Source organism: Streptomyces sp. NPDC046215 (assembly GCF_040646215.1).
Lineage (GTDB): Bacteria > Actinomycetota > Actinomycetes > Streptomycetales > Streptomycetaceae > Streptomyces > Streptomyces stramineus.
In genome coordinates, this window is record NZ_JBEYZW010000024.1 from 67,922 (window position 1) to 92,618 (window position 24,697).

The 24,697-nt window shown below is 74.4% G+C and carries 15 protein-coding genes; 10 read left to right on the top strand and 5 right to left on the bottom strand.

Annotated features, from left to right (window positions below; all coding sequences use genetic code 11):
* Window positions 1-39 precede the first annotated feature (39 nt).
* From ABZ951_RS13595 to ABZ951_RS13605, 3 genes are read left to right on the top strand one after another with little or no spacing between them, the layout of a single operon-like run.
* Window positions 40-7,296 carry an amino acid adenylation domain-containing protein gene (locus ABZ951_RS13595; protein WP_361279861.1) on the top strand — a complete coding sequence of 2,419 codons (7,257 nt, stop codon included), beginning with the start codon at window positions 40-42 and terminating at the stop codon, window positions 7,294-7,296.
* Between the two features lie 4 nt (window positions 7,297-7,300).
* Complete coding sequence (locus ABZ951_RS13600; protein ID WP_344097893.1) at window positions 7,301-7,501, top strand: MbtH family protein; 201 nt, start codon at window positions 7,301-7,303, stop codon at window positions 7,499-7,501.
* On the top strand, window positions 7,498-8,925 hold the full coding sequence (locus ABZ951_RS13605) for a DHA2 family efflux MFS transporter permease subunit (protein ID WP_344097892.1): 1,428 nt from the start codon (window positions 7,498-7,500) through the stop codon (window positions 8,923-8,925). Before ABZ951_RS13600 ends, ABZ951_RS13605 begins: the two co-directional genes overlap by 4 nt.
* Window positions 8,926-9,000: 75 nt before the next feature.
* On the opposite strand, the gene fes is transcribed toward ABZ951_RS13605, so the two are convergent.
* The 4 genes from fes to ABZ951_RS13625 all read right to left on the bottom strand — a co-directional run bounded on the left by fes (window position 9,001) and on the right by ABZ951_RS13625 (window position 14,628).
* Window positions 9,001-10,230, bottom strand: a complete 1,230-nt coding sequence (fes, locus tag ABZ951_RS13610) for an enterochelin esterase (protein ID WP_344097891.1) — start codon at window positions 10,228-10,230, stop codon at window positions 9,001-9,003.
* An 85-nt stretch (window positions 10,231-10,315) separates the two neighbouring features.
* A complete protein-coding gene (fhuB, locus tag ABZ951_RS13615) occupies window positions 10,316-12,520 on the bottom strand; it encodes a Fe(3+)-hydroxamate ABC transporter permease FhuB (protein WP_344097890.1) in 2,205 nt (734 codons plus the stop codon).
* A 16-nt stretch (window positions 12,521-12,536) separates the two neighbouring features.
* Window positions 12,537-13,991, bottom strand: a complete 1,455-nt coding sequence (locus tag ABZ951_RS13620; RefSeq protein ID WP_344097889.1) for a short-chain fatty acyl-CoA regulator family protein — start codon at window positions 13,989-13,991, stop codon at window positions 12,537-12,539.
* A gap of 55 nt (window positions 13,992-14,046) precedes the next feature.
* Entirely contained in the window at window positions 14,047-14,628 is a 582-nt protein-coding gene (locus ABZ951_RS13625; protein WP_361279865.1) for a histidine phosphatase family protein, read from the bottom strand.
* Between the two features lie 368 nt (window positions 14,629-14,996).
* On the opposite strand from ABZ951_RS13625, the gene ABZ951_RS13630 reads away from it, so the two are divergent.
* The 7 genes from ABZ951_RS13630 (at window position 14,997) to ABZ951_RS13660 (ending at window position 23,830) form a co-directional block, all read left to right on the top strand.
* Window positions 14,997-15,215: a CbtB domain-containing protein gene (locus ABZ951_RS13630; protein ID WP_344092182.1), complete on the top strand. Its 219-nt coding sequence runs from the start codon at window positions 14,997-14,999 to the stop codon at window positions 15,213-15,215.
* Between the two features lie 19 nt (window positions 15,216-15,234).
* Complete coding sequence (locus ABZ951_RS13635) at window positions 15,235-15,993, top strand: CbtA family protein (protein WP_344092184.1); 759 nt, start codon at window positions 15,235-15,237, stop codon at window positions 15,991-15,993.
* A gap of 166 nt (window positions 15,994-16,159) precedes the next feature.
* Window positions 16,160-17,083, top strand: a complete 924-nt coding sequence (locus ABZ951_RS13640) for a D-alanyl-D-alanine carboxypeptidase (RefSeq protein ID WP_344092187.1) — start codon at window positions 16,160-16,162, stop codon at window positions 17,081-17,083.
* Window positions 17,084-17,518: 435 nt separating this feature from the next.
* On the top strand, window positions 17,519-19,510 hold the full coding sequence (locus ABZ951_RS13645) for an ABC transporter ATP-binding protein (protein ID WP_344092189.1): 1,992 nt from the start codon (window positions 17,519-17,521) through the stop codon (window positions 19,508-19,510).
* A gap of 492 nt (window positions 19,511-20,002) precedes the next feature.
* Window positions 20,003-20,653, top strand: coding sequence for a DUF4360 domain-containing protein (locus ABZ951_RS13650; RefSeq protein ID WP_344092191.1), 651 nt, complete (start codon window positions 20,003-20,005; stop codon window positions 20,651-20,653).
* 450 nt (window positions 20,654-21,103) lie between these two features.
* Entirely contained in the window at window positions 21,104-21,544 is a 441-nt protein-coding gene (locus ABZ951_RS13655; RefSeq protein ID WP_344092193.1) for an ATP-binding protein, read from the top strand.
* 198 nt (window positions 21,545-21,742) lie between these two features.
* Window positions 21,743-23,830 carry a SpoIIE family protein phosphatase gene (locus ABZ951_RS13660; RefSeq protein WP_344092195.1) on the top strand — a complete coding sequence of 696 codons (2,088 nt, stop codon included), beginning with the start codon at window positions 21,743-21,745 and terminating at the stop codon, window positions 23,828-23,830.
* On the opposite strand, the gene ABZ951_RS13665 is transcribed toward ABZ951_RS13660, so the two are convergent.
* Window positions 23,814-24,320: a hypothetical protein gene (locus tag ABZ951_RS13665; protein WP_344092198.1), complete on the bottom strand. Its 507-nt coding sequence runs from the start codon at window positions 24,318-24,320 to the stop codon at window positions 23,814-23,816. The two genes, ABZ951_RS13660 and ABZ951_RS13665, sit on opposite strands and share 17 nt — an antisense overlap.
* Window positions 24,321-24,697: the final 377 nt, after the last annotated feature.

Consider the following 24,697-nt stretch of genomic DNA (forward strand, 5'->3'; position numbering starts at 1 on the left):
GCTGTCCTACAGCAGTCATACAAGGGGAGTCCGTACGTCATGCGTCACCACCAGGCCGAGCCCTCCCCCAGCAACCGCTGGGAGGCACCCGCACCCGCCGGGCTGCCCCTGCTCGCCGCCCAGGCCGGAATCCTGTACGCACAGGAACTGGCCCCCGACAACCCGGTCTACAACACCGGGGACTGTGTGGAGATCGACGGCCGGCTCGACGCGGACCTCTTCGAGCGCGCCCTGCGCCGCACCGCCGGCGAGGCCGAGACCCTGGCCCTCCTCGTCCTCCCCGGGGACACCGACGCGCCCCCCGCCCAGCACGTCGTCCCCGCCGCGGAACTGACGCTCCACCGGCTCGACCTGCGCACCGCCGCCGACCCGGCCGCCGAGGCGGAGGCGTGGATGCGCGCCGACCTCGACCGCCCCGTCGACCTCACCCGCGGCCCCCTGCACACCCAGGCCCTCCTGCGCCTCGCCGACGACCGCTACTGGTGGTACCAGCGCGTCCACCACTTCGCCGTGGACGCCTACGCCCTGACCCTCATCGGCCGCCGCGTCGCCGAGGTCTACACCGCCCTCGCCGCCGGCGCGGAGCCCACGGACAACCCCTTCGGCACCCTGCGCGAACTGGTGGGGGAGGAAGCCGCCTACCGCGCGAGCCCCCAGCACACCGCCGACCGCGACTTCTGGCGCGCCCACCTCGCCGACCGGCCCGAGCCCGTCTCCCTCTCCACCCGGCCGTACGCGGGCGCCGGCACGGTGCTGCGCCGCACCCGCACGCTGCCCGCCGGGGCCCGGGAGCGCCTCGCTGCCGCCGCCGGCAAGGCCACCTGGGTCGAGCTGTTCATCGCCGCCACCGCGGGCTACCTCCACCGCGTCACCGGCGCCTCCGACGTCGTCCTCGGCCTGCCCGTGACGAGCCGCCGCACCCCCGCGGCCCTGCGCACCCCCGCCATGACCGTCAACGTCATGCCCCTGCGCATCACCGTGCGGCCCCGGGACACCGGCGCCGAACTCCTGCGCCGCGTCGTCCTCGCGGTGCGCGCCGTGAACCGCCACCAGCGCTACCGGCTGGAGGACCTGCGCCACGACCTCGGGCTCACCGGCACCGCGCGGCCCCTGTTCGGCCCGATGGTCAACCCCAAGGCGTTCGAGGGCGAGGACCTCGACTTCGGCGGGCTGCCCGGCACCCTCCGCAACCTGGCGGCCGGGCCCGTCGACGACCTCGCCGTCGCCATCACCCCCGGCCCCGGCGGCTCCCTGCGCCTGGGCCTCGACGCCAACCCCGGCCGCTACGACGCCGCCGGCCTCGCCCACCACGAACGCGCCCTGCTGCGCTACCTCGACGGCCTCACCGACCTGCTCCTGGACGACCCCGCCCGCCCCGTCGGCACCCTCGACCTCCTCGACGCCGACGAGATCCACCAGGCCACCGCCGGGCGCACCGAACCGCCCGCCGACCGGACCCTGCCCGAGGTGTTCGCCGCCCAGGCCGCCCGCACCCCCGACGCGGTCGCCGTCCGCAGCGGTGGCACCACCCTCACCTTCGCCGAACTGGACGGCGCGGCCAACCGCCTCGCCCACGAGCTCCTCGCCTCCGGCGTGCGGGCCGAGACGCCCGTCGCCCTGGCCCTGCCCCGCGGCGCCGACACCGTCGTCGCCCTGCTCGCCGTCCTCAAGGCGGGCGGCGTCTGCCAGCCCCTGGACCTCGGCCACCCCGAACAGCGCCTGACCGACGTCCTGGACGACACCCGCCCCGCCTGCCTCATCGGCACCGCCGCCGCCGTGCGCGGCCTGCCCCCGCACTCCATACCCGCGATCCTCCTGGACGACCCCGCGACCCGCGCGCGCATCGACGCCCGGCCCGCCACGGCACCCTCCGCCCCCACCCCCGGGCAGGCCGCGTACATCATCCACACCTCCGGCTCCACCGGCCGTCCCAAGGGCGTCGTCGTCACCCACGCCTCCCTCGCCAACCTCCTGGCCGGACACGCCACCGACCACATCGCCCCCGCCCTCCGGCGCACCGGCCGCGACCGGCTGCGCGTCGCCCACAGCGCCTCCTTCGCCTTCGACGCCTCCTGGGACCCGCTGCTGTGGATGGTCCACGGCCACGAGCTCCACCTCCTGGACGACGCCGGCTACCGCGACCCCGCCGCCTTCGCCGCCTACGTGGCCGCCGAGCGCGTCGACTACGTGGACGCCACCCCCTCCTACGTCGAGGCGCTCCTCGCCGAGGGCCTCCTCGACGCGGGCCGCCACCACCCGGCCATGGTCGTCGTCGGCGGCGAGACCGTGCCCGAGCCGCTGTGGCGCCGCCTGGCCGCCACCGAGGGCCTGACCCCCCTCAACCTCTACGGGCCGACCGAGACCACCGTGGACGCCTACTACTGGGTGCCGGGCACCCCCGAGGCCACGGGCGGCGACGCCCCGGCCGTCGGCAGACCCGTGCGCGGCTCCCGCGCCTACGTCCTGGACAACTCGCTGCGCCCCACCCCGCCCGGCGTCACCGGAGAGCTCTACATCGCCGGCGCCTGCCTGGCCCGCGGCTACCTCGGCCGCCCCGACCTCACCGCCGAGCGCTTCACCGCCGACCCCTTCGGCGCCCTGCACGGCGAACCCGGCGCCGCCATGTACCGCACCGGCGACCTCGTCCGCCGCCGCGCCGACCACACCCTGGAGTTCCTCGGCCGCGCCGACGACCAGGTGAAGATCCGCGGCTTCCGCATCGAACTCGGCGAGATCCAGACCGCCCTGGCCGCGCACCCCGCCGTCGCCCAGGCCGCCGTCATCGCCCGCGACACCGCCCACGGCAAGCGCCTGCTCGGCTATGTGGTGCCCGCCGGTCCCGCCGGGCCAGCCGGGGGGGCCGCCGCCGACCCCGAGGCCCTGCGCGCCCACCTCGCGGAGCGGCTGCCCGCCCATATGGTGCCCAGCGCGATCCTCACCCTCGACGCCCTGCCGCGCACTGCCAACGACAAGCTCGACCACCGGGCCCTGCCCGACCCGGAGCCCACCGCCGGCACCGCGCACCGCACCCCCGCCACCGCGCGCGAAGCGGTCCTGTGCGCGCTGTTCCAGGACGTCCTGGGCCTGGAGACGCAGCCCTCGGCCGACGCCGACTTCTTCGAACTGGGCGGGCACTCCCTTCTCGCCGGCCGCATCGCCGCCCGCATCCGCGAGGCCGTCGACGAGGGCGTCAGCCTCGCCGACGTCTTCCGCAACCCCACCCCCGCCGCCCTCGCCGCCCTCGTGGGCGACGCCCCCGCGAGCCCCGCGGCGCCCGCGGACCGGCCCGAGCTCGTGCCCGTACCCCGCACGGACCGGATGCCGCTCTCCCCGGCCCAGAAGCGGCTGTGGTTCATGTACCGCCTCGAAGGCCCCAGCCCCACGTACAACATCCCGCTCCTCCTCACCCTCAACGGCCCCGTCGACGAAGGCGCCCTGCGCCTCGCCCTCGCCGACCTCACCGAGCGTCACGAAACACTCCGGACGGTATACCCCGCCACTGACAACGAGCCCTACCAGCGGATCCTGACGCCGGAGGGGGCCCGCCCCGAGCTGCACACCGCCCCCCTGGACGGCGATCGCACCGAGGCGGTGCGGCACTGCTTCGACCTCGCCACCGAACCCCCGCTGCGCGCCACGCTGTTCACCGACGGCGCCGAGCGGCACACCCTGCTCCTCCTGCTCCACCACATCGCGGGCGACGGCGCCTCCACCACCCCCCTGGCCCGCGACCTCGCCATCGCCTACGCCGCCCGGGCGGCCGGCGCCGCCCCCGAACTGCGGCCTCTGCCCGTCCAGTACACCGACCACACCGCCTGGCGGGAGCGGCTCCTCGGCACCGCCGACGCCCCCACCGAGCTCGCCGCGCGGCAACTGCGCCACTGGAAGGAAGCCCTCGCGGGCCTGCCCGACCAGCTCGAACTCCCCACCGACCGCCCCCGCCCCGCGGTCGCCTCCTACGCCGGCGACACCGTCCCCTTCCACCTCGACGCGGCCGCCCACGCACACGTCGAAGCACTGGCCCGCACCACCGGCACCAGTGTCTTCATGGTCGTCCAGGCCGCCCTCGCGACCCTCCTGACCCGCTACGGCTGCGGCACGGACATCCCCCTGGGCACGCCCGTCGCGGGCCGGGACGACGACACCACCGCCGACCTCGTCGGCTTCTTCGTCAACACCCTCGTCCTGCGCACCGACACCTCCGGCGCCCCGACCTTCCGGGCTCTCCTCGACCGCGTCCGCACCGCCACGCTCGCCGCCTACGAGCACGCCGACGTGCCCTTCGACCGGCTCGTCGAGGAGCTCAACCCGCCCCGCTCGCTGGCCCGGCACCCCCTCTTCCAGGTGATGCTCGCCTGGCAGTCGGTGCCCGACGCCGAGTTCGCCCTGGGCGAGGGGCTCACCGCCCGCACGGGCGCCGTCCCCTCCGGCACCGCGAAGTTCGACCTCACCCTCAACGCCGGCGAGCAGCCCGGCGGCGGCATCGCCGGGTTCCTGGAGTTCCGCACGGACCTCTTCGACGCCGGCACGGCGGAACGTCTCTCCCGCCACCTGGCGCGCCTGCTCACCGAGGCGGCCGCCCGGCCCGACACCCCGATCGGCCGGATCCCGCTCCTCGACGAGCAGGAGACGCACCGCTCCCTGGTCGAGTGGAACGCCGGCACCGCGGGCCCCGCCCCCTCCAAGCAGACCCTCGTGGAGCTGTACGAGGACGCCGCCCGCCGCCACCCCGGCCGCACCGCCGTCACCTGTGACGGGACGTCCCTCAGCTACGCCGAGCTGTCGGCGCGCGCGAACCGTCTCGCGCGGTCGCTGGCCGCGCGCGGTATCGGCCCCGGTGAGATCGTGGCGCTGGCCCTGCCGCGCTCCCTGGACCTGGTCGTGGGCCTGCTGGCCGTCGCCAAGTCGGGCGCGGCGTACCTGCCGATGGACCCGGACTACCCGGCCGACCGCCTGGCGTACATGCTCCAGGACGCCGCCCCGGCCGCCGTCGTCACCGACACCGCGACCGCCGGCCGGATCCCCGCGCACGACCTGCCCACCGTCCTCGTCGACGGCCCCGACGCCACGACGCACGGCACCGCCGACCTCACCGACGACGACCGCACCCGGGCCCAGCAGCCCGGCGACGTCGCGTACGTCATCTACACCTCGGGCTCCACCGGCCGCCCCAAGGGCGTGCCCGTCACCCACCACAACGTCGCCCGCCTCTTCTCCGCCACCGACCACTGGTTCGGCTTCGACGACAGCGACGTGTGGACCCTCTTCCACTCCTACGCCTTCGACTTCTCGGTCTGGGAAATGTGGGGCGCCCTGCTGCACGGCGGCCGCCTCGTCGTCGTCCCCCACCTGGTCAGCCGCGACCCCGGCGCGTTCCTGCGGCTCCTCGCCGGCGAGCGCGTCACCGTCCTGAACCAGACGCCCTCCGCCTTCTACCAGCTCATGGCGGCCGACAAGGAGAATCCGGGCACCGAACTGGCACTGCGCTACGTCGTGTTCGGCGGCGAGGCCCTGGAGCCGGCGCGCCTCGCCGACTGGTACGAGCGCCACGCCGACGACGCGCCCACGCTCGTCAACATGTACGGCATCACCGAGACGACCGTCCACGTCTCCTACATCGCCCTCGACCGGGCCAAGGCCGCCGCCGGTGCCGCCAGCACCATCGGCGTCAACATCCCCGACCTGCGCGTCTACGTCCTCGACGAGCACCTCCAGCCGCTGCCCCCCGGCGTCACCGGCGAGATGTACGTCGCCGGCGAGGGCCTGGCCCACGGCTACCTCGGCCGCCACGCCCTGACCGCCGAACGGTTCGTCGCCGACCCCTTCGCCCACCTCTTCGGCGAGCGCGGCAGCCGCATGTACCGCTCCGGCGACCTCGCCCGCCGCCGCGCCGACGGCAACCTCGACTACTTCGGGCGCGCCGACCACCAGGTCAAGATCCGCGGCTTCCGCATCGAACTCGGCGAGATCGAAGGCGTCCTCGCCGACCACCCCGACGTGGCCGACGCCGCCGTCGTCGTCCGCGAGGACACCCCCGGCGACAAGCGGCTCGTCGCCTACGCCGTCCCCGCCCGCGACACCACCCCGGCCGCCCTGCGCGAGCACACCGCCGGCGAACTGCCCGTCCACATGGTGCCCTCGGCCGTCGTCCTCCTCGACCGGCTGCCGCTGACCGCCAACGGCAAACTCGACCGCAAGGCCCTCCCGGCCCCCGACCTCGCCGCCGCCGTCACCGACGGCCGGGCCCCCCGCGGCCCCCGCGAGGAGCAGCTGTGCGAGATCTTCGCCGAGGTCCTCGGGCTGCCCCGGGTCGGCGTGGACGACAACTTCTTCGACCTGGGAGGCCACTCCCTCCTCGCCGTGCGCCTCGCCGGCCGCCTCAAGACGGCCCTGGGCGCCGAGGTCGGCATCGGCACCGTCTTCCAGGCCCCCACCCCGGCCGCCCTCGACGCCGCCCTCGACGCCTCCGACCGGACTGACGAGCTCGATGTCCTCCTCCCGCTGCGCCCGGCCGCCGAGGACGGCTCCTCCTCCCAGGCCCCGCTGTACTGCGTGCACCCGGCCGGCGGCCTCAGCTGGTGCTACGCCGGCCTCATCCGCCACCTCCCCGCCGACGTGCCGATCTACGGCATGCAGGCCCAGGGCGTCGGCCCGGCCACCGCCGCCGACCCCCTGCCCGCGACCCTGGAGGAGCTCGCCGCCCACTACGTCGACCGGCTCCGCGAGGTCCAGCAGGACGGCCCGTATCGCCTGCTGGGCTGGTCCACCGGCGGCATCATCGCCCAGGCCATGGCCACCCGCCTCCAGGACCTGGGCCACGAGGTCGAGCTGCTCGCGATCCTCGACGCCTACCCCGCCGAGGGCTTCCGCGAGCTGCCCGTGCCCGACCAGGCCGAAGCCCTCGAAGCGCTGCTCGCCATGGGCGGCTACGGGCCCGACAGCCTGGAGGGCAAGCCCTTCGAACTCGCCCACGTCACCGAGGTCCTGCGCCGCGAAGGCTCCCCGCTGGCCAGCCTGGACGACGCCACCATCGAGGCCCTCAACCGCACCTACCTCAACACCAACCACCTGGTGCGCGCCTTCGACCACCGCGTCTTCCACGGCGACGTGCTGTTCTTCCGGGCCACCGTCGACACCATCGACGACGAACTCACCCCCGAGACCTGGACCCCCTATGTCACCGGGCGGATCGACAACACCGACGTCGCCTGCTCGCACAAGGACATGACCCTGCCCGAACCGATCGCGCACATCGCCCGCGTCATCGGCGACCGCCTGCGAAACCTGGAGAACTGACGCCATGAGCGACGCACCCGCCAACCCCTTCGACGGCGACGGACCCTTTCTCGTCCTTGTCAACGACGAGGGCCGGCACAGCCTGTGGCCGGAGTTCGCCGCCGTACCCGACGGCTGGACCCGCGTCCACGGCCCGTGCGAGCGGCAGACCGCCCTCGACTGGATCACCGAGCACTGGACCGACCTGACCCCGGCCGCCCGGTGAGAGGCATACCCCCGCGCGTCGCCGTCGTGATCGTCTACACGGCGGCGATGTGCATGAACGGCCTCGACTCCACCATCGTCAACCCGGCGCTGCTCACCATCGCCCGGGACTTCGGCCAGCCCGTCTCGGCCGCCAACACCGTGGAGGTCGCCTTCCTGGTGGCGCTCGCCGTGGCCCTGCCCGTCGCGGGCTGGCTCGGCGACCGCTTCGGCACCAAGCGGGTCTTCCTCGGCGCGCTCGCCGTCTTCACAGCGGCCTCCGCGGCCTGCGGGCTCGCCCAGAACCTGGAGACCCTCGTCCTCGCCCGGGTCGTCCAGGGCATCGCGGGCGGGCTCCTCACGCCCGTCGGCATGACGCTGCTCTTCCGCGCCTTCCCGCCGCACGAGCGGATGAAGCTGTCGAAGGTCCTCATCGTGCCGACGGCGGCGATGCCCGCGCTCGGCCCGCCGCTCGGCGGCTTCCTCACCGAGCACCTCTCCTGGCACTGGCTGTTCTTCGTCAACGTGCCGATCGGCACGGCCGCCGTCCTGCTCGGCGTGCTCGCGCTGCGCGAGCAGGTGGAGGACGCCGAGGGCGGCTTCGACCGGAAGGGCTTCCTGCTCGCCACCCCCGCGCTCGGCCTGCTCACCTACGCGCTCGGCTTCGGCCCGGCCCACGGGTGGACCTCACCGGCCGTCGCGGTGAGCGCGGTGCTCGGCCTGGCCCTGCTCGTCGCGGCCTGCTTCCACCTGCTCAAGGCGAAGGCACCGCTGCTGGAGCTGAAGCTGCTGACCGACAAGGTCTTCGCGTCGGCCACGGTCCTCGCCCTGGTCACCTCGGCCGGGCTGATGGGCGTCCTCTTCGCGTTCCCGCTGCTCTACCAGGCGTCGCTGGGGGCCTCGGCCCTGGACGCGGGCCTGAGCGTCTTCCCGGAGGCACTGGGACTGATGCTGGCCTCGCAGGCGGTCGACCGGCTGCTGCCCCGGCTCGGGCCCCGGCTGCTCGCCGCGCCCGCCCTGGTCCTGGCGACGGCGGTCTTCGCCGCGCTGGCCGTGCCGGGGGTCGCCGAGAACGCCTGGGCGGTACGGGCGCTGATGTTCTGTGTGGGCCTGGTGCTGGGAACGGCCGTGCTCACCGTCCAGATCGCCGGGTTCGCGGACGTCCCGCCCCCGGCCATGGGCCAGGCGATGGGTCTGTTCACCATCGTGCGCACCCTGGGCGGCGCGCTGGGCATCGCCGTCACCGCCGCGGTCATCGCCGCGGCGGGCGGCACGGACGGCCACGGCGGAGACGCGGCGCCCGGCCCCTACCGGGCGGCGATCCTCACCACCGCCGCCCTGGTGGCCCTCGGGACGCTCTTCGCTCTGCGGCTGCCCAAGGACGCCCCCGCGCCGCCGCCGTTCGACGACGAACCGCAGGATGAGGAGACACCGGTGACGGCCTGACCTCCCCGGTCCTCGACATGCGTCCGCCCCCGACGGCCTCAGCCGGCGGGGGCGGACGCATGTGGCCGGGAGCGGTCAGGCCCGGTCGGCCAGCAGGCCGGTGAGCCCGTCGGCGAGGCCGCCGCGCCAGCAGGCGTAGTCGTGGCCCCCGTTGAACTCCCCGTACGTCACGTCGTAGCCGCGAGCCTGCAGGACGTCCCGCAGGTGGCGGTTCTGGGGGAGCAGCATCCACTCCTGCAGGCCCACCTCCAGATGGAAGCGGACCGGCAGCTTCGCGCGCTGGGCGAACTGCCGGGTGAGCCACTCGCTGCCGCTGTCGAACTCCGTGCCGTCCGGCCACCAGAACGAGCCCGACTGGGACAGCGCGTTCCCGAACCGCTCCGGCCTGCGGAACGCCGCGAACGCCGCCGTCAGGCCGCCCGCGCTCTGCCCCGCCACCACGGTGCGCGCCGGGTCCGCGGTCGCCCCGTGGCGCTCGGCGGCCCAGGGCAGCAGCACATCGGCCAGCCAGTCCACGAACGGCCCGCTGCAACTGAGGTCGGCCATCCGCCGGTCCCGGCCCATGGTCTCCACCAGCAGGGTGACCGTCGGCGGGATCCGGCCCTCCGCGAGGAGGTTGTCGAGGGTGTCACCGATGCCGAGCACCGGTCCCCACATCTCCCCGTCGAGCAGCACCGCCACCGCGTACGGGCCGCCGCCGGCCCGGTGTCCGGCGGGCAGGTGCACGGTCACCCGGCGCCCGTCGACCTCGGTGGCGAGGCTCTCGCCGCGCGCCACCTCAGGGCGGGGAAGGGCCCAGGGCTGGGCGGGGGCGTCGGGGAGCTCCATCACGGACGAGGGGTTGCGGCCGTCGCGGGACGGCAGGACCGGCGCGGTGTTGAGCGGGTCCGGCACGGCCGTGTCCAGGATCCGCAGCCAGGACGCGCGGTCGGCGCGGAGGTTCTCCTCCCGCGACCCGCGGGCGATGTGGAACTGGTACGACGCGCGGTGGTCGGCGCGCAGCCGGTGGCTGATCGCCCAGACGTCCGTGCCGGGGACCTTCGCCATCAGGTGCGGTGCGAGGTCACCCGCGTGCCGGTCCTTGTCGGTGACGGTGTGGAGCAGCGCGAGGACGTCGGCGGCGGGGGCCGCAGGGTCGTCCCGCAGCACGAACGTGACGAGCCGGTACGCCGGGTCGGTGCCGTCGGGCTCGACCAGCGGGGTGCCGGTGGCTTTGGCGTGCCGCCAGAAGTTCTCGCCGGCCTCGCGGTCACCGGCCGCGACGGCCTCGGCGAGGCGGCGCAGTATCGGGCTCTGAACGTCCATGGGCTTCCTTTCAGTGGCAGGTGGAGGAAGAGGAGCCCCCGGCCGCCCTCCCCGGTGCGGCCGGGGGAGGGCGGCCGGTCGCCCGCTACACGCGCGTCGCGGCCGAGCGCCCCAGGAGGACCCAGAGCAGGAACGGTCCGCCCAGGACCGTGGTGACGATGCCGACGGGGATCTCCACCCCGCTCAGTGCCACCCGCCCGACCGTGTCTGCGAGGACGATCAGCACGGCACCGACGAGCATCGAGCCGAGCACCGGTACGCGCAGCGGCCCCGCGAGCCGGCCGGCGATGACCGGCGAGGCGAGGGCGACGAAGCCGACCGGGCCGCAGATCCCGACGGCCAGCCCGGCGAGGCCCACCGCGAGCAGCATGCAGAGCAGCCGCACCCGGTTCGGCGCGACACCGAGCGAGGCGGCCGTGGAGTCGTCGAAGCGCAGCACGTTGAGGTGGCGGGCGACGACGAGGGCGAGCGGCACCAGCACGGCCAGGCCGATGAGGACCGGGACGGCGACGGAGTAGCTGCGGCCGTTGAGGCTGCCCGACGTCCAGACGTACAGGGAGCTCGCGGAGTTCAGGGAGCGGCGGGAGAGCACGACCTGGGTGACCGCGGAGGCGAGCGCCGACATGGCCAGGCCCACGACGAGGACGCGGTAGCCGCGCTGCCCGAGGCCGCCGGAGACGGTGGTGACGACGAGTACGGCGGCGAGCGCGCCGACCGGGCCCGCCCACCAGGCGCCGAAGGTGCCGCTGAGGGTCGCCGAGAGCAGGACGGCGGCGGTGGCGCCGTCGTTGACGCCGAGCAGCTCGGGGGTGGCGAGCCGGTTCCTCGCGAGGGTCTGGGTCAGGCAGCCCGCCAGGCCCAGTGCCGCGCCGGCGGCGAGCCCGGCGACGATCCGGCCGAGCCGGAACTTCTGCACCAGCAGCACGTCGAAGCGGTCGCCCGACCCGAACACCGCGTTGAAGGTACGGCTGATGCCCATGTCGCTCTGGCCGGCGTAGGCGGAGAGCACCACCGCGCACAGGAGCAGGGCGGCCAGGAACAGGGCGGCGAGCGCGGCCCGCCGGGGCACCAGCACCGACAGGGCGCCGCGCCGCACGACCAGGCTCTCGGCCCGCCGCTTCGTCCGCGTCCGCAGCCGCGCGGCGAGCCGGCCGAGGGCGGGGGCGCGGTCGCCGCGCGAGGGGCTCTCGTCGGTGGCCGGGTCCGTCATGCCCATGGCCCCGAGCCGCTTGGAGCGGACGAGGGCGATGAGGACCGGCGCCCCGAAGAGGGCGATGATGACGGAGACGGGCGCCTCGAACGGCCGGGAGACCACCCGGGCCAGGATGTCGGAGCCCGTCAGGACGCCCGCGCCGATCAGCCCGGCGAGCAGGATCTGGGCCAGGAGCCGGGGCCCGGTGACGGCCCGGGCGAGGAAGCCGGCGAGCAGGCCCAGGAAGGAGATCGGGCCCACCAGCGCCACGGACGCCGCGGTCAGCAGCGTCACCGCCAGCGCCACCACCACGCGGATGGTGCCCGGCCGGTGGCCCAGGCCGCGGGCGAGGTCGTCGCCGAGCGCGAGGGCCGACAGGGGCCGGGCGATGAGCAGCGCCACGACGAAGCCGACGGCGAGGACGGGGGCGAGTCCTTCGAGCTTCCCGAAGCCCTCGACGCCGGCGAGCGAGCCGAGGACCCAGAACCGGAACCGGTCGTAAGTTTCGGCGGAGTTCACGATCAGCACGCTGGTGACGCCGCCGAAGGTCGCGCCGAGCGCGGAGCCGGCGAGGACCAGGCGCATCGGTGAGCCGCCGCCGCGGCGGCCCGCGATGAGCAGGACGAGCGAACTGGCCAGCACGGCGCCGCCGAAGGCCCACAGCAGATAGCCGTAACCGCTCTGGACCCCGACGAAGGTGATGCCGACGACGACACCGAGGGAGGCGCCCGCGTTGACGCCCAGCAGCCCCGTCTCGGCGAGGGGGTTGCGGGTGACGGCCTGCAGCAGGCAGCCGGCGGTGCCGAGCGCCGCGCCGACGAGCAGCGCGGTGAGGGTCCGGGGGATCCGCAGGTCCCCGACGACGAGGGAGAGCCGGGAGTTGTCGCGTGCGCCGTCACGCCCCAGGAGGTAGTCCAGGACGTCGCCCGGCCCGACCTCTCCCGCGCCTATGGACAGGGAGAGCGCGGCGAGGAGCGCGACGGCCAGGACCAGGGCGGCCGAGGCCACGAGGAGCGGCCGGCCGCCGGGCGGGCGGCCCTTCGGGGTCGGCCGGCCGAGGGGCTGCACCTCCGGGGGGCCCACGTGCGACAGTGTCATAACAGGTAAGGCTAGCCTAAGAAGATTGTATTCTCGCAGGCGGAGGGCCCGGTGGCCGGTCCGCGGGCCCGTCCGGCTCCACGGGGTAGGGGACGAACGTCGTGCGGTTCTCGTCGACGGCCAGCCGCCGGCCCAGCGGCGGCACGGCACGCTGCGGGCAGTCGAGCCGCTCACAGACCCGGCAGCCCATCCCGATCGGGGTGGCCGCGCCCGCGTCGCCGAGGTCCAGGCCCGCCGAGTACACCAGCCGCGGCGCGTGCCGCACCTCGCAGCCCAGGCCGATCGCGAACGTCTTGCCCGGCTCGCCCCAGCCACCGCGGAAGCGGGTGACGGCCCGCGCCGTCCACAGGTACCGCTGGCCGTCCGGCATCGCGGCCACCTGCACATGGACCCGGCCGGGCGAGGCGAACGCCTCGTAGACGTTCCACAGCGGGCAGGTGCCGCCACCGCGCGAGAAGTGGAAGCCGGTCGCGGACTGCCGCTTGGACATGTTGCCCGCCCGGTCCACCCGCACGAATGAGAAGGGCACGCCCCGGGCGCGCGGCCGCTGGAGCGTGCTGAGCCGGTGGCACACCGTCTCGTACCCGACGCCGAAGTGGTCGGCCAGCCGCTCGATGTCGTAACGCATCTCCTCGGCCGCGGTGTGGAAGACGCCGTAGGGCAGGATCAGCGCGGCGGCGGCGTAGTTGGCCAGCCCGATCCGGGCCGGGGACCACGCGGGGGAGTCCGCCGCGAAGTCCTCCGCCGCGAGCTGCGACAACTGCTCCCCGAACTCCAGCAGCGCGAGCTGGGTGGCCATCCGGAACGCCTGCTGCCCCGGCCGCAGCCGGGGCGAGAGGTGCAGGAGGCGGGCGGCCGGCTCGTAGCGGTGCAGCTCCTCGGCGCCGGACACCACCCGCACCCCGTGCGCGTCGGCCAGCCGCGCGGTCAGCGCCTCGCGCACCGCGCCGCGGCGCACCCCGGCGGCGCCCGCCAGCCGCTCCGCGGCGACGTCCAGTTCGTGCAGATAGTTCTGCCGCCGGTAGAAGAACTCCCGCACCTCCTCGTGGGGGGTGCGCCCGGCCGCGGCCACCGCCGGCCCCTCCCGGCCGCCGGCCAGCTCGGCGAGCCGCTCGGTGAGGGCGCGGTTGCGGCGGTCCAGGCCGAGCAGGACCTCCGCGACCGACGGCAGCCGGGCCGCGAGCTCGGCCAGGTCGCGCGGGGAGACCTTCGCGCCCGTCACCTCGTCGGCGAGGGCCTCGCGCAGGTCCGCCAGCAGCCGGGTGGTGTCGCGCTCGGAGAAGAATCCGGGGTCGACCCCGAACGCCTCGGTGAGCCGCAGGAGTACGGGCACGGTCAGCGGCCGCGCGTCGTGCTCCATCTGGTTCAGATAGCTGGGGGAGACGGCCAGCCGCCGGGCCAGCTCGGCCTGGCTCAGCCGGCGCTCCTCCCGCAGCCGGCGCAGCCGTGCCCCCGCGTAGGTCTTGCTCATCCCCGCCCTCTCCTCCGTCCGGTCGGCGCCGAGGACAACCCTCGCAGAACCCCGCTCAGGGCGCGCCGGCCGGGCCGAGGGGCCGCCCGCAGCGCAGGTTCCACCGCCCGGCCCGCCCCGAGAGCCCGGTCAGCGACAGCGGCGGCACGTCGAGCCGCCAGAAGGCGTGCGGCGGCAGGCCGAGCGCGTGCACCACCAGCGCGCGCACCACCGCCGGTTCGACCACGGCGAGCACCCGGCCGTCGCCGCCGGCCAGGGAGTCCAGCCACCCGCCCGTCCGGTCGGCCAGCGCGCGCACCGACTCCCCGCCGTGCGGCGCGGCTTCGGGGTCCGCCAGCCAGGTGGCCACGGCCTCCGGCTCCGCCGCGGCCACCTCCTCCAGGGTCAACCCCCGCCAGCGGCCCGCGTCCAGGTCGCGCAGCCCGGGCTCGGGGCGGGCGTCCAGGCCGAGGGCACGGGCGGTCTGCCGGCAGCGCGCGGAAGGGGCGGTGAGCCGGGTGGACGCGGCCGGCAGCGCACCGGCGGCCGCCTCGGCCCGGGCCGCCGCGGCCGCGTCGAGCGGGGCGTCGTCGTCGAAGCGCGCCGCGCGCAGGGCGGGCCCGGCCGCCGGTGAGATCAGCATCACACGCAAGGTCATGACCCGCCTCGTCCCTTCCCTCCACGGCCGCCCGACGTCCGCCGGCGGCTCTCTTCCCGTCCGGTGGCGGCCTGTTCGCGCTCCGCCCCTTGGGCACCGCGCGCCCCGGCGCAAGCAGATCACGGACACCACGCGTGGCCTGCGCCGGGGTGCACATCCATACGCCGTAGCGCATGGGTTCGGTGCGCGGTACGGTCGCCAGGCAATGACGACGGGGTGAACGGAAGTCCGGTGTGAATCCGGCACGGTCGCGCCACTGTGTACCCGGCCCACGCGCCCCCTCCCCAGGGGCGGGCCGGGCAGTCAGACCCGTACCCGTCGTCCGAGGCACCAACGACCGGGACGCGTGTTCCCCAGGAGGTTCTGTCATGGCACAGTCAGCCGCTCCCGCCACCCCCGCCATACCGGCGGTCACCCCCATCTCCCTGAAGGCGATCGCCCCCTGGGCCCTCTTCGCCGGCATCCTGATGCTGGTCCTGCTCTACTTCGTCGGCGCCGAGCAGGGCGCCACCTCGCTCATCTCCGGTGAGAACGTGCACGAGTGGCTCCACGACGGGCGCCACCTGCTCGGTTTCCCCTGCCACTAGAACTCAGGGGAACCAAGTCGTGAACTCCTTCTCCGTCCGGGCCCTGCTCGTCCGGGGCATGCTCGCCGGCCTCGCCGCCGGCGTCCTCGCCCTGATCGCCGCCTACTTCCTCGGCGAGCCCCAGGTGGACTCCGCCATCGCCTTCGAGGCGGCGCACAGCCACGAACACGGCGGCGCCGAGCCGGTCAGCCGCTCCCTGCAGTCCACGGCCGGGCTGGCCACCGGCATCCTCGTCTACGGGGTGGCCATCGGCGGCATCGCCTCGCTGGTCTTCTGCGTCGCCCTGGGCCGCATCGGGAGCTTCGGCCCCCGGGCGACGGCCGTGCTGGTCTCCCTCGGCGCGCTCCTGGCCGTCTATGTGGTGCCCTTCCTGAAGTACCCCGCCAACCCGCCCTCCGTCGGCGACCCCGACTCCATCGGGGAGCGCACCGCGCTGTTCTTCCTGATGATCGCCCTCAGCGTCCTGCTGTCGGTGGCCGCGGTCATCCTGGGCAAGCGGCTGGCACCCCGGCTGGGCAATTGGCACGCCACCGTGGCGGCGGGCGCGGCCTTCGTGGTCGCGGTCGGCCTCGCGTACGCCTTCCTCCCCTCGGCCAACGAACTGCCCGAGGACTTCCCGGCGGGTCTGCTCTGGCGCTTCCGGGTGTCCGCCCTCGCCATCCAGCTCCTGCTGTGGACCGGCTTCGGCCTGGTCTTCGGCCACCTCGCCGAACGGCTGCTCACCCCTAGGAGCACCGTCCGGCGGACCGGGACGGTGCCGGCCTCCCCGGCGCACTGAGACCCCCCGTCACCACACAGGGCCCCCGCCGAGGCGGGGGCCCTGTGCGCTTTTCCGTCAGCCGCCAACGCCCCCTCATCCTTTAGTGGTTCGGATTTCGCCCCCGCCGGGACCGGGTGCGACGATGCGCTCGCCATCGAACCGACACACGAGGAATGGAGCCTGCATGCAGCGCTGTGGGGGAGAGCCGGTCCGCCGGTGGGGAGTCCCGCTGACCGTGTCCGCCGCGGTCCTGGCCGTCGCCCTGCCGGTGCCCGTGGCCGATGCCACGAGCGGCCCGAAAGTCGGAGCGAAGGGCGCCTACCTGCTCGACAGCGGCGCCGACCGCCCGCTGTGGGGCAAGGCGGCGGACTCCCGGCGGCAGATGGCCAGCATCACCAAGATCATGACTGCGGTCGTGGTGCTCGACACCCCCGGGGTGAACCTCGACCGGCAGATCGCCGTCAAGCAGTCCTACCGCGACTACGTCGCGCGGACCGAGGCGAGCACGGCGGACCTGCGCACCGGGGACAGACTGACGGTCAGGCAAATGCTGTACGCGCTGATGCTGCCGTCGGGCTGCGACGCGGCGTACGCCCTCGCCGACACCTTCGGCAGCGGCGCCACCGAGGCCGCGCGCACCAAGTCCTTCATCTCCAAGATGAACAAGAAGGCCGCCCGGCTCGGGCTCAGGAACACCAGCTACGACTCCTTCGACGGCATCTCCTCCCGGGGCGGCAACCTCAGCACCCCGCGCGATCTGGCCGAGCTCGCCCGGCACGCGCTGGGCGACCGCGTCTTCCGCGAGGTCACGGGCGCGGCGAGCACCCAGCAGAAGGCGAAGAACGTCAACCGCCTGTACACCTGGTACAACACCAACAAGCTCCTCGGCTCCTACCGGGGGGTGACCGGCATCAAGACCGGCACCACCTCGGCGGCCGGGCCCTGCCTGGTCTTCGCCGCGCGGCAGGGCGGCCGGACCGTGGTCGGCGTCATCCTCAACGACCCCACCCAGCGGTACCCGGACGCGGCCCGGATGCTGGACTACGCGTTCAAGAAGCACACCCCCCTGAAGCTCCGTCAGCTCCCCGAAACGGCACGCGAGGACTGACCCATACCGCGTGTGCCCCACCGGCCCGGACCCCGACCGAGGGTCCGGGCTTGTTTTATACCTGAACGAGTGAACCGTCAGCAGGGAAGTGCAGGATGGCGAACTCCCCCCGGGGCGACGGCGGATAGAGTCCTTCCTGTCCGGAAACGGACACCGGACCGCACGTTCACCGACGGCAGCGCACTCTTCCGCCGTCCCGTCGACACGCCCGGTCGGCCCCGACCCCACTCCTCGGCACGCCCCGCGACCCGTGGTTCCCGCGTGCCCATGGGCCCTACCCCTGCCCGAGAACGGGAGCGCTCACCCCCCTCGTCCAGCGACCCCCGGAGGCGCCATGTCCGCCCGAAAAGAGCAGCGAGCCTACCGCGCCCGGCCCCTCCTTGTCGGCCCCGCGGCCCCGCCGGCCCCGGCGGCGAGCGACGGGCCGGAGGGGCGATGACGCTCCTCAGGCGGCGCAAAGCCCGCGAGTTCCCCGTCTCGGACAGTGAACTCCTGCTGTTCGGCGGCGCCTTGCGCTACGACGCCCCCTTCGCCACCCACCAGAAACCCCTGGTGCGGATGACCTTCTGGGCCATGGCGCGGCAGCTCCCGGCGATGGTCGCCACCGTGGCCCGGGCCGCCTGGCGCGAGGACCCCGCCGCCCTGCTGACCCTGCTGGGCGCGGAGCTGGGACAGGGCCTGACCCGCGCCTTCGGGCTGGTGGCCGCCAACCGGGTGCTCCTCGCCCTCTTCGCCGCCGGGCCCACCGCGGAACGGCTGCGCCAGGCCCTGCCCGCGCTGCTGGCCATCGCCGTGGTCACGGCCGTCTCCGCGCTGTTGTCGGCCGTCTCCGTCGCCGCCGCGGGCCAGCTGGAGCCCAAGGTGGAACGCGTCTGCACCGCCCGCTTCTACCGGTCGGCGGTGCGGGTCGAGCTCGCCGCCCTGGAAGACAAGGAGTTCCACCGCAAGCTCGACGCCGGACGCTTCGGCACCGACTCGGTGCGGCTGATGCTCAGTTCCTCGGTGACGGTCGTCAACGCCCTGGTCGGCCTGGCCGCCGCCGCCGGGGTGCTCGCGCTGCTGCACCCCGCGCTGGTGGGGATGCTGGTGCTGATCGCCTCCCCCAAGGGCTGGGGCGCGGTGGTCTCCGCCCGCCGGCAGTACGCCTCGCGCCACGCGTGGATCGAGCACCGGCGCGCCATCTCCGTCATCACCTCCACCCTCACCAGCCAGGACTCCGCCGCCGAGATCCGGGTGCACGGCGCCGGGCGAATGCTCGTCGACGCCTACGACGACATGTCGGGGACCGTCGAGCAGGAGCAGCGGCGCCTCGCCCGCGCCCAGGCGGCCACCCAGACCGCGGCCTCCGCGCTGTCCGGGGCGGCGGCCGTCGCCGCGTACGGCGTGCTGTGGCTGCTGCTGGCCTCCGGCGGGATGCCGCTGGCCGTCGCCGGCACCGCGGTGATCGCCGTGCGGTCCTCCGGGGCGAGCCTGACCGCCCTGGTGATGCAGGTCAACCGCCTCTACGAGGAGGCCATGTACCTGGGCGACCTGGAGGACGCCTGCGCGGCCGCCGAGCGCCACGCCATCCCCACCGGGGGCGCGCCCCTGGCCGCGGGCGTGACGGACATCCGCCTGAAGAAGGTGACGTTCGTCTACCCCGAGGCCGCCACGCCCGCGCTGTGCGAGGTCACCCTGGCCGTGCCGCCCGGCAAGGTCGTCGCGCTGGTCGGGGAGAACGGCTCCGGCAAGACCACCCTGTCCAAGCTGATCGCGGGGCTGTACCTGCCCACCTCCGGGCGCCTGACCTGGAACGGCACGGATGTCAGGGAGCTCGACCGGGACCAGCTCTTCGACCGGGTGGCCGTGCTGTCCCAGGACTTCCCCCGCTGGCCCATGACGGCCCGCGCCAACGTGCACATCGGCCGCCCCGGCCAGCGGCTGGACCAGGCGCGGATCGAGCGCGCGGCCGCCGAGGCCGACGCCACCGACGTCATCGCCTCCCTCCCGCACCAGTGGGACAGCCTGGTGATCAAGGGCTTCGAGCGGGGCACCCAGATCTCCGGCGGCCAGTGGCAGCGCCTGGGCAGCGCCCGCGCCCGCTACCGCCGGGCACCCCTGCTGATCGTGGACGAGCCGACCTCGGCGCTGGACCCCAAGGCGGAGGTCGAGGCGTTCCAGTCCCTGCGGACGCTGACCGACGACGGGACGACCGTCCTGCTGATCACCCACCGGCTGGCCGCGACGGCGACCGCCGACCTCATCTACGTCCTGGACCGCGGCCACCTGGTGGGGGAGGGCACGCACGAGGAGCTGATGGCCGTCGAGGGCGGGCTCTACCGCTCGATGTACGAGCTCCAGGCCGCCCAGTACGGCATCGGCCCCGACCCGCACTCCGGCCCCGCCCGGCGCACCGGTTCCCCCCATGCACAGCCCGCCCAGACCTGAGGACCGGGCCGCCGCCCCGCCCGCTCCGTCCCGCCGGCCGCCGGGTCCCCTGGCGAGCACCTTGCGCGATGTCTTCGGGTGCCTCGGCGTGATCGTGGCCGCCGTCCTCATCTCCCTGCTCTGCGTCCACCTGCAGCACGCCTACCCCGGGCTCGCCGGCGAGTGACCGGTATCGGGCAAGTGCCGACATCGCCCGCACGGCCCGCATGGCCCCGCTTCCTGCCGAACCCGGCGGTGTGCGACGCGCCATTACGAGCCATGGACGGGGAGCGGTTGCGCGGAGTCTAGGCGGACCCGGCCACCGGCTCCTACGATGCGAACGCTCCCCGTCCCACGGGTTGCCGGAGGGTGCGGCTTGACATGGGCACGCCCCAGGTTGTCCAGCCCTCACCCACCCCGGTCCGGCATCCGCTCCGATTCCCCGGCTCGACCCCGGCTCGTCCTGAGCCGTACCCCAAGCCGCTCACGTCCCCGGACAACGATTGGAGAGCCATGCCTGTCGGCCTACTCGCAGGAACAGCGATCGCGGCGCTTTTCGCCTCGCCGTTCTCCACGTACGACGCCTCGGTCATCGTCAACCCGCCGCCGGACAAGATCGTGATCGAGATAGCCACGGTCAACGGGTCCGGCTGTCCCGCCGGGACCGCCGCCGTGGCCGTCTCGCTCGACAACACGGCCTTCACCGTCACTTACAGCGACTACCTCGCCCAGGTGGGACTGGGCTCCAAGCCGACCGACTTCCGTAAGAACTGCCAGCTCAACCTGATCGTGCACGTGCCGCAGGGCTTCACCTACGCCATCGCCAGCGCGGACTACCGCGGCTACGCCAAGCTGGAGCCCGGGGCGACGGGTACCCAGAGAGCCTCGTACTACTTCCAGGGCTCCTCCCAGACGGTGCCGAGAACGCACACCTTCAAGGGCTCCTACGCGGACAGCTGGCAGGCGACGGACAACGTCGACGTGGCCGCGCTGGTCTGGGCGCCCTGCGGCGAGAAGCGGAACTTCAACATCAACACGGAGCTCCGCGTCAACGCCGGCACGTCCGACCCGGCGAAGACCAACAGCTTCATGACGATGGACTCCACGGACGGCGCCATCAACACCATCTACCACCTCGCCTGGAAGGAGTGCCCGCGGAAGTAGCCGCGGTACCGAGGAGGTGCGGCCGGGGCCCGCGCACCGGAGCGGGCCCCGGCCGCACCGTACGTGCCCGCGCGGCCGCCCGTCCTGACGAGGACTTTATGGCCGATGGACAGGCTCCCACCTGCTGTGATAGCGCTCCGCACGCCCATGGTCACCTATAGGGTATAGACCTCTGGCGAAAAGCGAGCGACTGTGGGGTGAACCACGCGAAGAGCACACGGCCCACAAGTCTTCCCCCCCCGCAGGACCGTACCGGCGTCGGAGACGAGTTCCGCTCAGCGCCCCTTCGCGCTACCTCGATTGCGCAAGAGCCAGATGCCTGCAACCAGCCGCGACACAGTGAGTCCCCCGCACAGGGCGGACGCCTTCGGCGTCACCGACCCGGCTGCCGAACGGGGCTCTTCACCGCTGAAACCCGCCGGCCCCCGCGGCCCGCGGATCCCCCTGTGCATGCACGCTCCGCACCCGCGGTGGCAGCTGCACCACCTGCCGCCCGGCCATCCCTCCCGCGCGATCACCCTGCCCGCGACGACCCGGTCCGCCGCGGCCGCCCGCCGGTTCTCCGAGCGGCTGCTGGCCGAATGGGGACTGGACGAGCTGGCCGGGGACACCGCGCTCCTGCTCTCCGAGCTCGTCACCAACGCCGTCGTGCACGTGCCCGACGCCTCCGGGGGCATCGAGCTCGTCCTGACCCGCGCCCGGGGACACCTCATCGCCCAGGTCACCGACGCCGGCGGCCGGCTGCCGCGCTGCGGCCGGGCGGGCGCCGACAGCGAGAACGGGCGCGGCATGTGGCTCGTCGAGGCGCTCGCCGCCCGCTGGGGGCACCACGCCTCCGGCAACGGCAAGACCGTGTGGTTCACCCTGCCCCTCCCGGCCCCCACCGCCTGAGCACCTCTTTTTCTCGGTACTCGCGGCCCCCACCGGTCGTCCCCGGCCCCACCGCCCCCGCTTGCGGACGAACACACCCTGTGCCGCGGGCTGCGCGGTGACCGGTTTCGGAGAGACCATGGAAGTCGCTGCGACGTCACGGGCAGGACCGGCGCGAGGCCGCCGCACCACCCCCCGGCGGGCGGAAGGAGGACCTCGATGGGCACGACCGACGCGTTCCGGCCGGAACCGGGCGGGGCCACGGCCGCCACCTCCGAGCCCGGCGGCCTGCTGGACCTGCTGAGCGTGGCCGCCGTGGTGCTCGACGAGCGCGGCAGGATCGTGCTGTGGAGCCCCCAGGCCGAGAAGCTCTTCGGCTGGACCGCGGCGGAGGCCCTGGGCCGCTACGGCGCCCGGCTGCTCGTCAGCGAGGAGCACCTCGACCAGGTCCTGCGGCTGTTCGCCAAGGTCATGGGCGCCGGCGAGTCCTGGGCCGGAGTCTTCCCCGCCCGGCACAAGGACGGCACCCCCCGCCTGGTCGAATTCCGCAACATGCGGCTGGAGGACCAGAGCGGCGGCTTCTACGCCCTGGGCATCGCCACCGACCAGAAGATCCTGCGCCACGTCGAACGCGACCTCGCCCTGTCGGTCGGACTGATCGCCCAGTCGCCCATCGGACTGGCCGTCCTCGACACCGACCTGCGCTTCGTCATGGTCAACCCCGCCCTGGAACGCATCCACGGCCTCCCCGCGGAAGCCCACCTCGGCCGCCGGGTCGGCGAGGCCCTGCCGCGCTCGGACGCCGCGGAGATCGAGGCCGCCATGCGCGAGGTGCTGGAGACCGGCACCCCGCTGCTCGACCGCTTCGCCGTGGGCCGCCAGGGCGGCGCCGCCACCGACGACACCGCCCAGCTCGTCTCCTACTACCGGCTGGAGGACCCCGGGGGCCGCACCCTGGGCCTGGCCACCTCCGTCGTCGACGTCACCGACCGGGTCCGGGTGAACAACGAGACCCGCCGCCGCACGGCGCTGATCGCCGACGCCTCCGTGCTGATCGGCACCACCCTCGACCTCGACCAGACCGCCCGGGAGCTCGCCGAGGTCGTGGTGCCCGGCCTCGCGGATGTCGCCGCCGTCGACATCCTCGACACCATCCTGGGCACCGAGCACACCGCCCCGGCCGGGCAGGCCGCCGTCTTCCGCGCGCTCGCCGTGGCCTCGGCCGACGCCTCCGACGCCGTCCGCGCCGCCGACCCGCCCGGCCAGATCGCCCAGTACGCCGCCGACCGGCTCGTCACCCGCTGCGTGACCACCGGCCGCCCGGTCCACATCGCGCACGTCCGCCCCGAGGACCTGCCGCGCATCGCCCGCAACGAGGAGGCCGCCGGCCTGCTCGCCCGCGCCGGCCTGCACTCCTACATGGCGGTACCGCTGATCGCCCGGGGCGAGGTGCTGGGCGCCCTGGACCTCAAGCGCGTCGGCGACTCCCCGCCCTTCGGCGAGGACGACGTCGTCCTCGCCGGCGAACTGGCCGCCCGCGCCGCCGTCTGCATCGACAACGCCCGCTGGTACCAGCGCGAACGCACCAGCGTCCTCACCCTCCAGCGGAACCTCCTGCCGCAGCGGCCCCCGCACCTGGTGGGCCTGGAGATCGCCTACCGCTATCAGCCCGCCGGGGCCGCCAGCCAGGTCGGCGGCGACTGGTTCGACGTCATCCCGCAGGACGGCGACCAGAGCGCCCTCGTCGTCGGCGACGTGATGGGCAGCGGCATCAACGCGGCCGCGGCCATGGGCCAGCTGCGCACCGCGGCCCGGACCCTCGCCCAGCTCGGCCTCGACCCCGCCCAGGTGCTGCGCCACCTCGACCACACCGCCTCCGGCCTGGACCAGATGATCGCCACCTGCCTGTACGCGGTGTACGACCCGGCGCGGGGCCGGGTGTGCGTCGCCAACGCCGGACACCTGCCGCCCGCCCTCGTCCGCCCCGGCCGTCGGCCCGTCCTGCTGGACCTGCCCGCCGGGGCCCCGCTGGGCGTCGGCGGCGTCCCCTTCGAGAGCGTCGGCGTGGATCTGGCACCCGGTGACGAGCTCGTGCTCTACACCGACGGGCTGGTCGAGACCCGGGACCAGGACATCGACACCCGCCTAGAGGCCCTGCTCACCGTCCTTCAGGACGCCCCGGAAGACCTGGAGGCCACGTGCGACCTCCTGCTGAGGACCCTGCGCGACGGCAACGACCAGGACGACGTGGCCCTCCTCGTCGCCCGGGTCACCGCCCCGGCCGAGCCCGTCAGCCCCGCAGGGTGATGCGGTACGAGGCCCGCTCGTCGTCCAGGGTGATCCTGGCCTGCCCGACCGCGCCCGCGTAGCTGCCGGTGCCGCCCGTGACGGCGGCCGTCGTGGTGTAGGGGCCGCGGCCGAAACGGTCGGTCATCGACGTCAGGACCAGGGTGCCCTGATCGGTCCGCAGCACCCGCTGGCACTGGGTGACGATGCCCTCGTACCGCGCGAGGACCACGTCGCAGCGGTCGCTCGCGTCCCCCACGCGCCGCCCGGTGGTCTCCTTGCCGTTCTTGTCGCTGACGGTGGAGTGCAGGTCGAAGTACGTCACCCAGGTGTCGCCGGTCTTGGGGTGCTCGGGGGCGGTGCTCACCTTCTGCACCGTCGTCAGCCGGAGCTCCTGGTCCGCGTCGGCCGCGGCGGGCTGGAGGGACAGCACACTGAACGTCACGGCACCGGCGGCGGCCACCGCGGCCGCGGCGATGCCGAGGGTGCGACGGGGACGGTCACGGAACATCGGATCCTCCAGATCGACGTCGGAGCAGTCCGCCGGCCGCGGGGTCCCCCTCACCAGCCTCGCCCGGCGCTGCGTTCACCACGACGCCGACGGTATCGCGGAGTGACTGCCCCTCGACACCACGTGACCCACGAGAAAGCGCCAATCTGTCCGCTGGGGGCGAGCGTGTCTCCGGACATCGGACAAGTGGGCCGATCGGCCGTCTGCGGCCGGGAGTTGTGGGTGCACCACCGCTGCGCGGCGGTGTCCTCAAGTTCCCCCAGCTCACGCTGGGAGGTGCACCCGGACGGGCTGGTTCGGGCTGAGCCGGCCGCCCCGGCCGCCGCTCCCCACGCCGCGCCCAGGGCCAGCGCGACCGGGGCGTTGCCCCGCAGCTC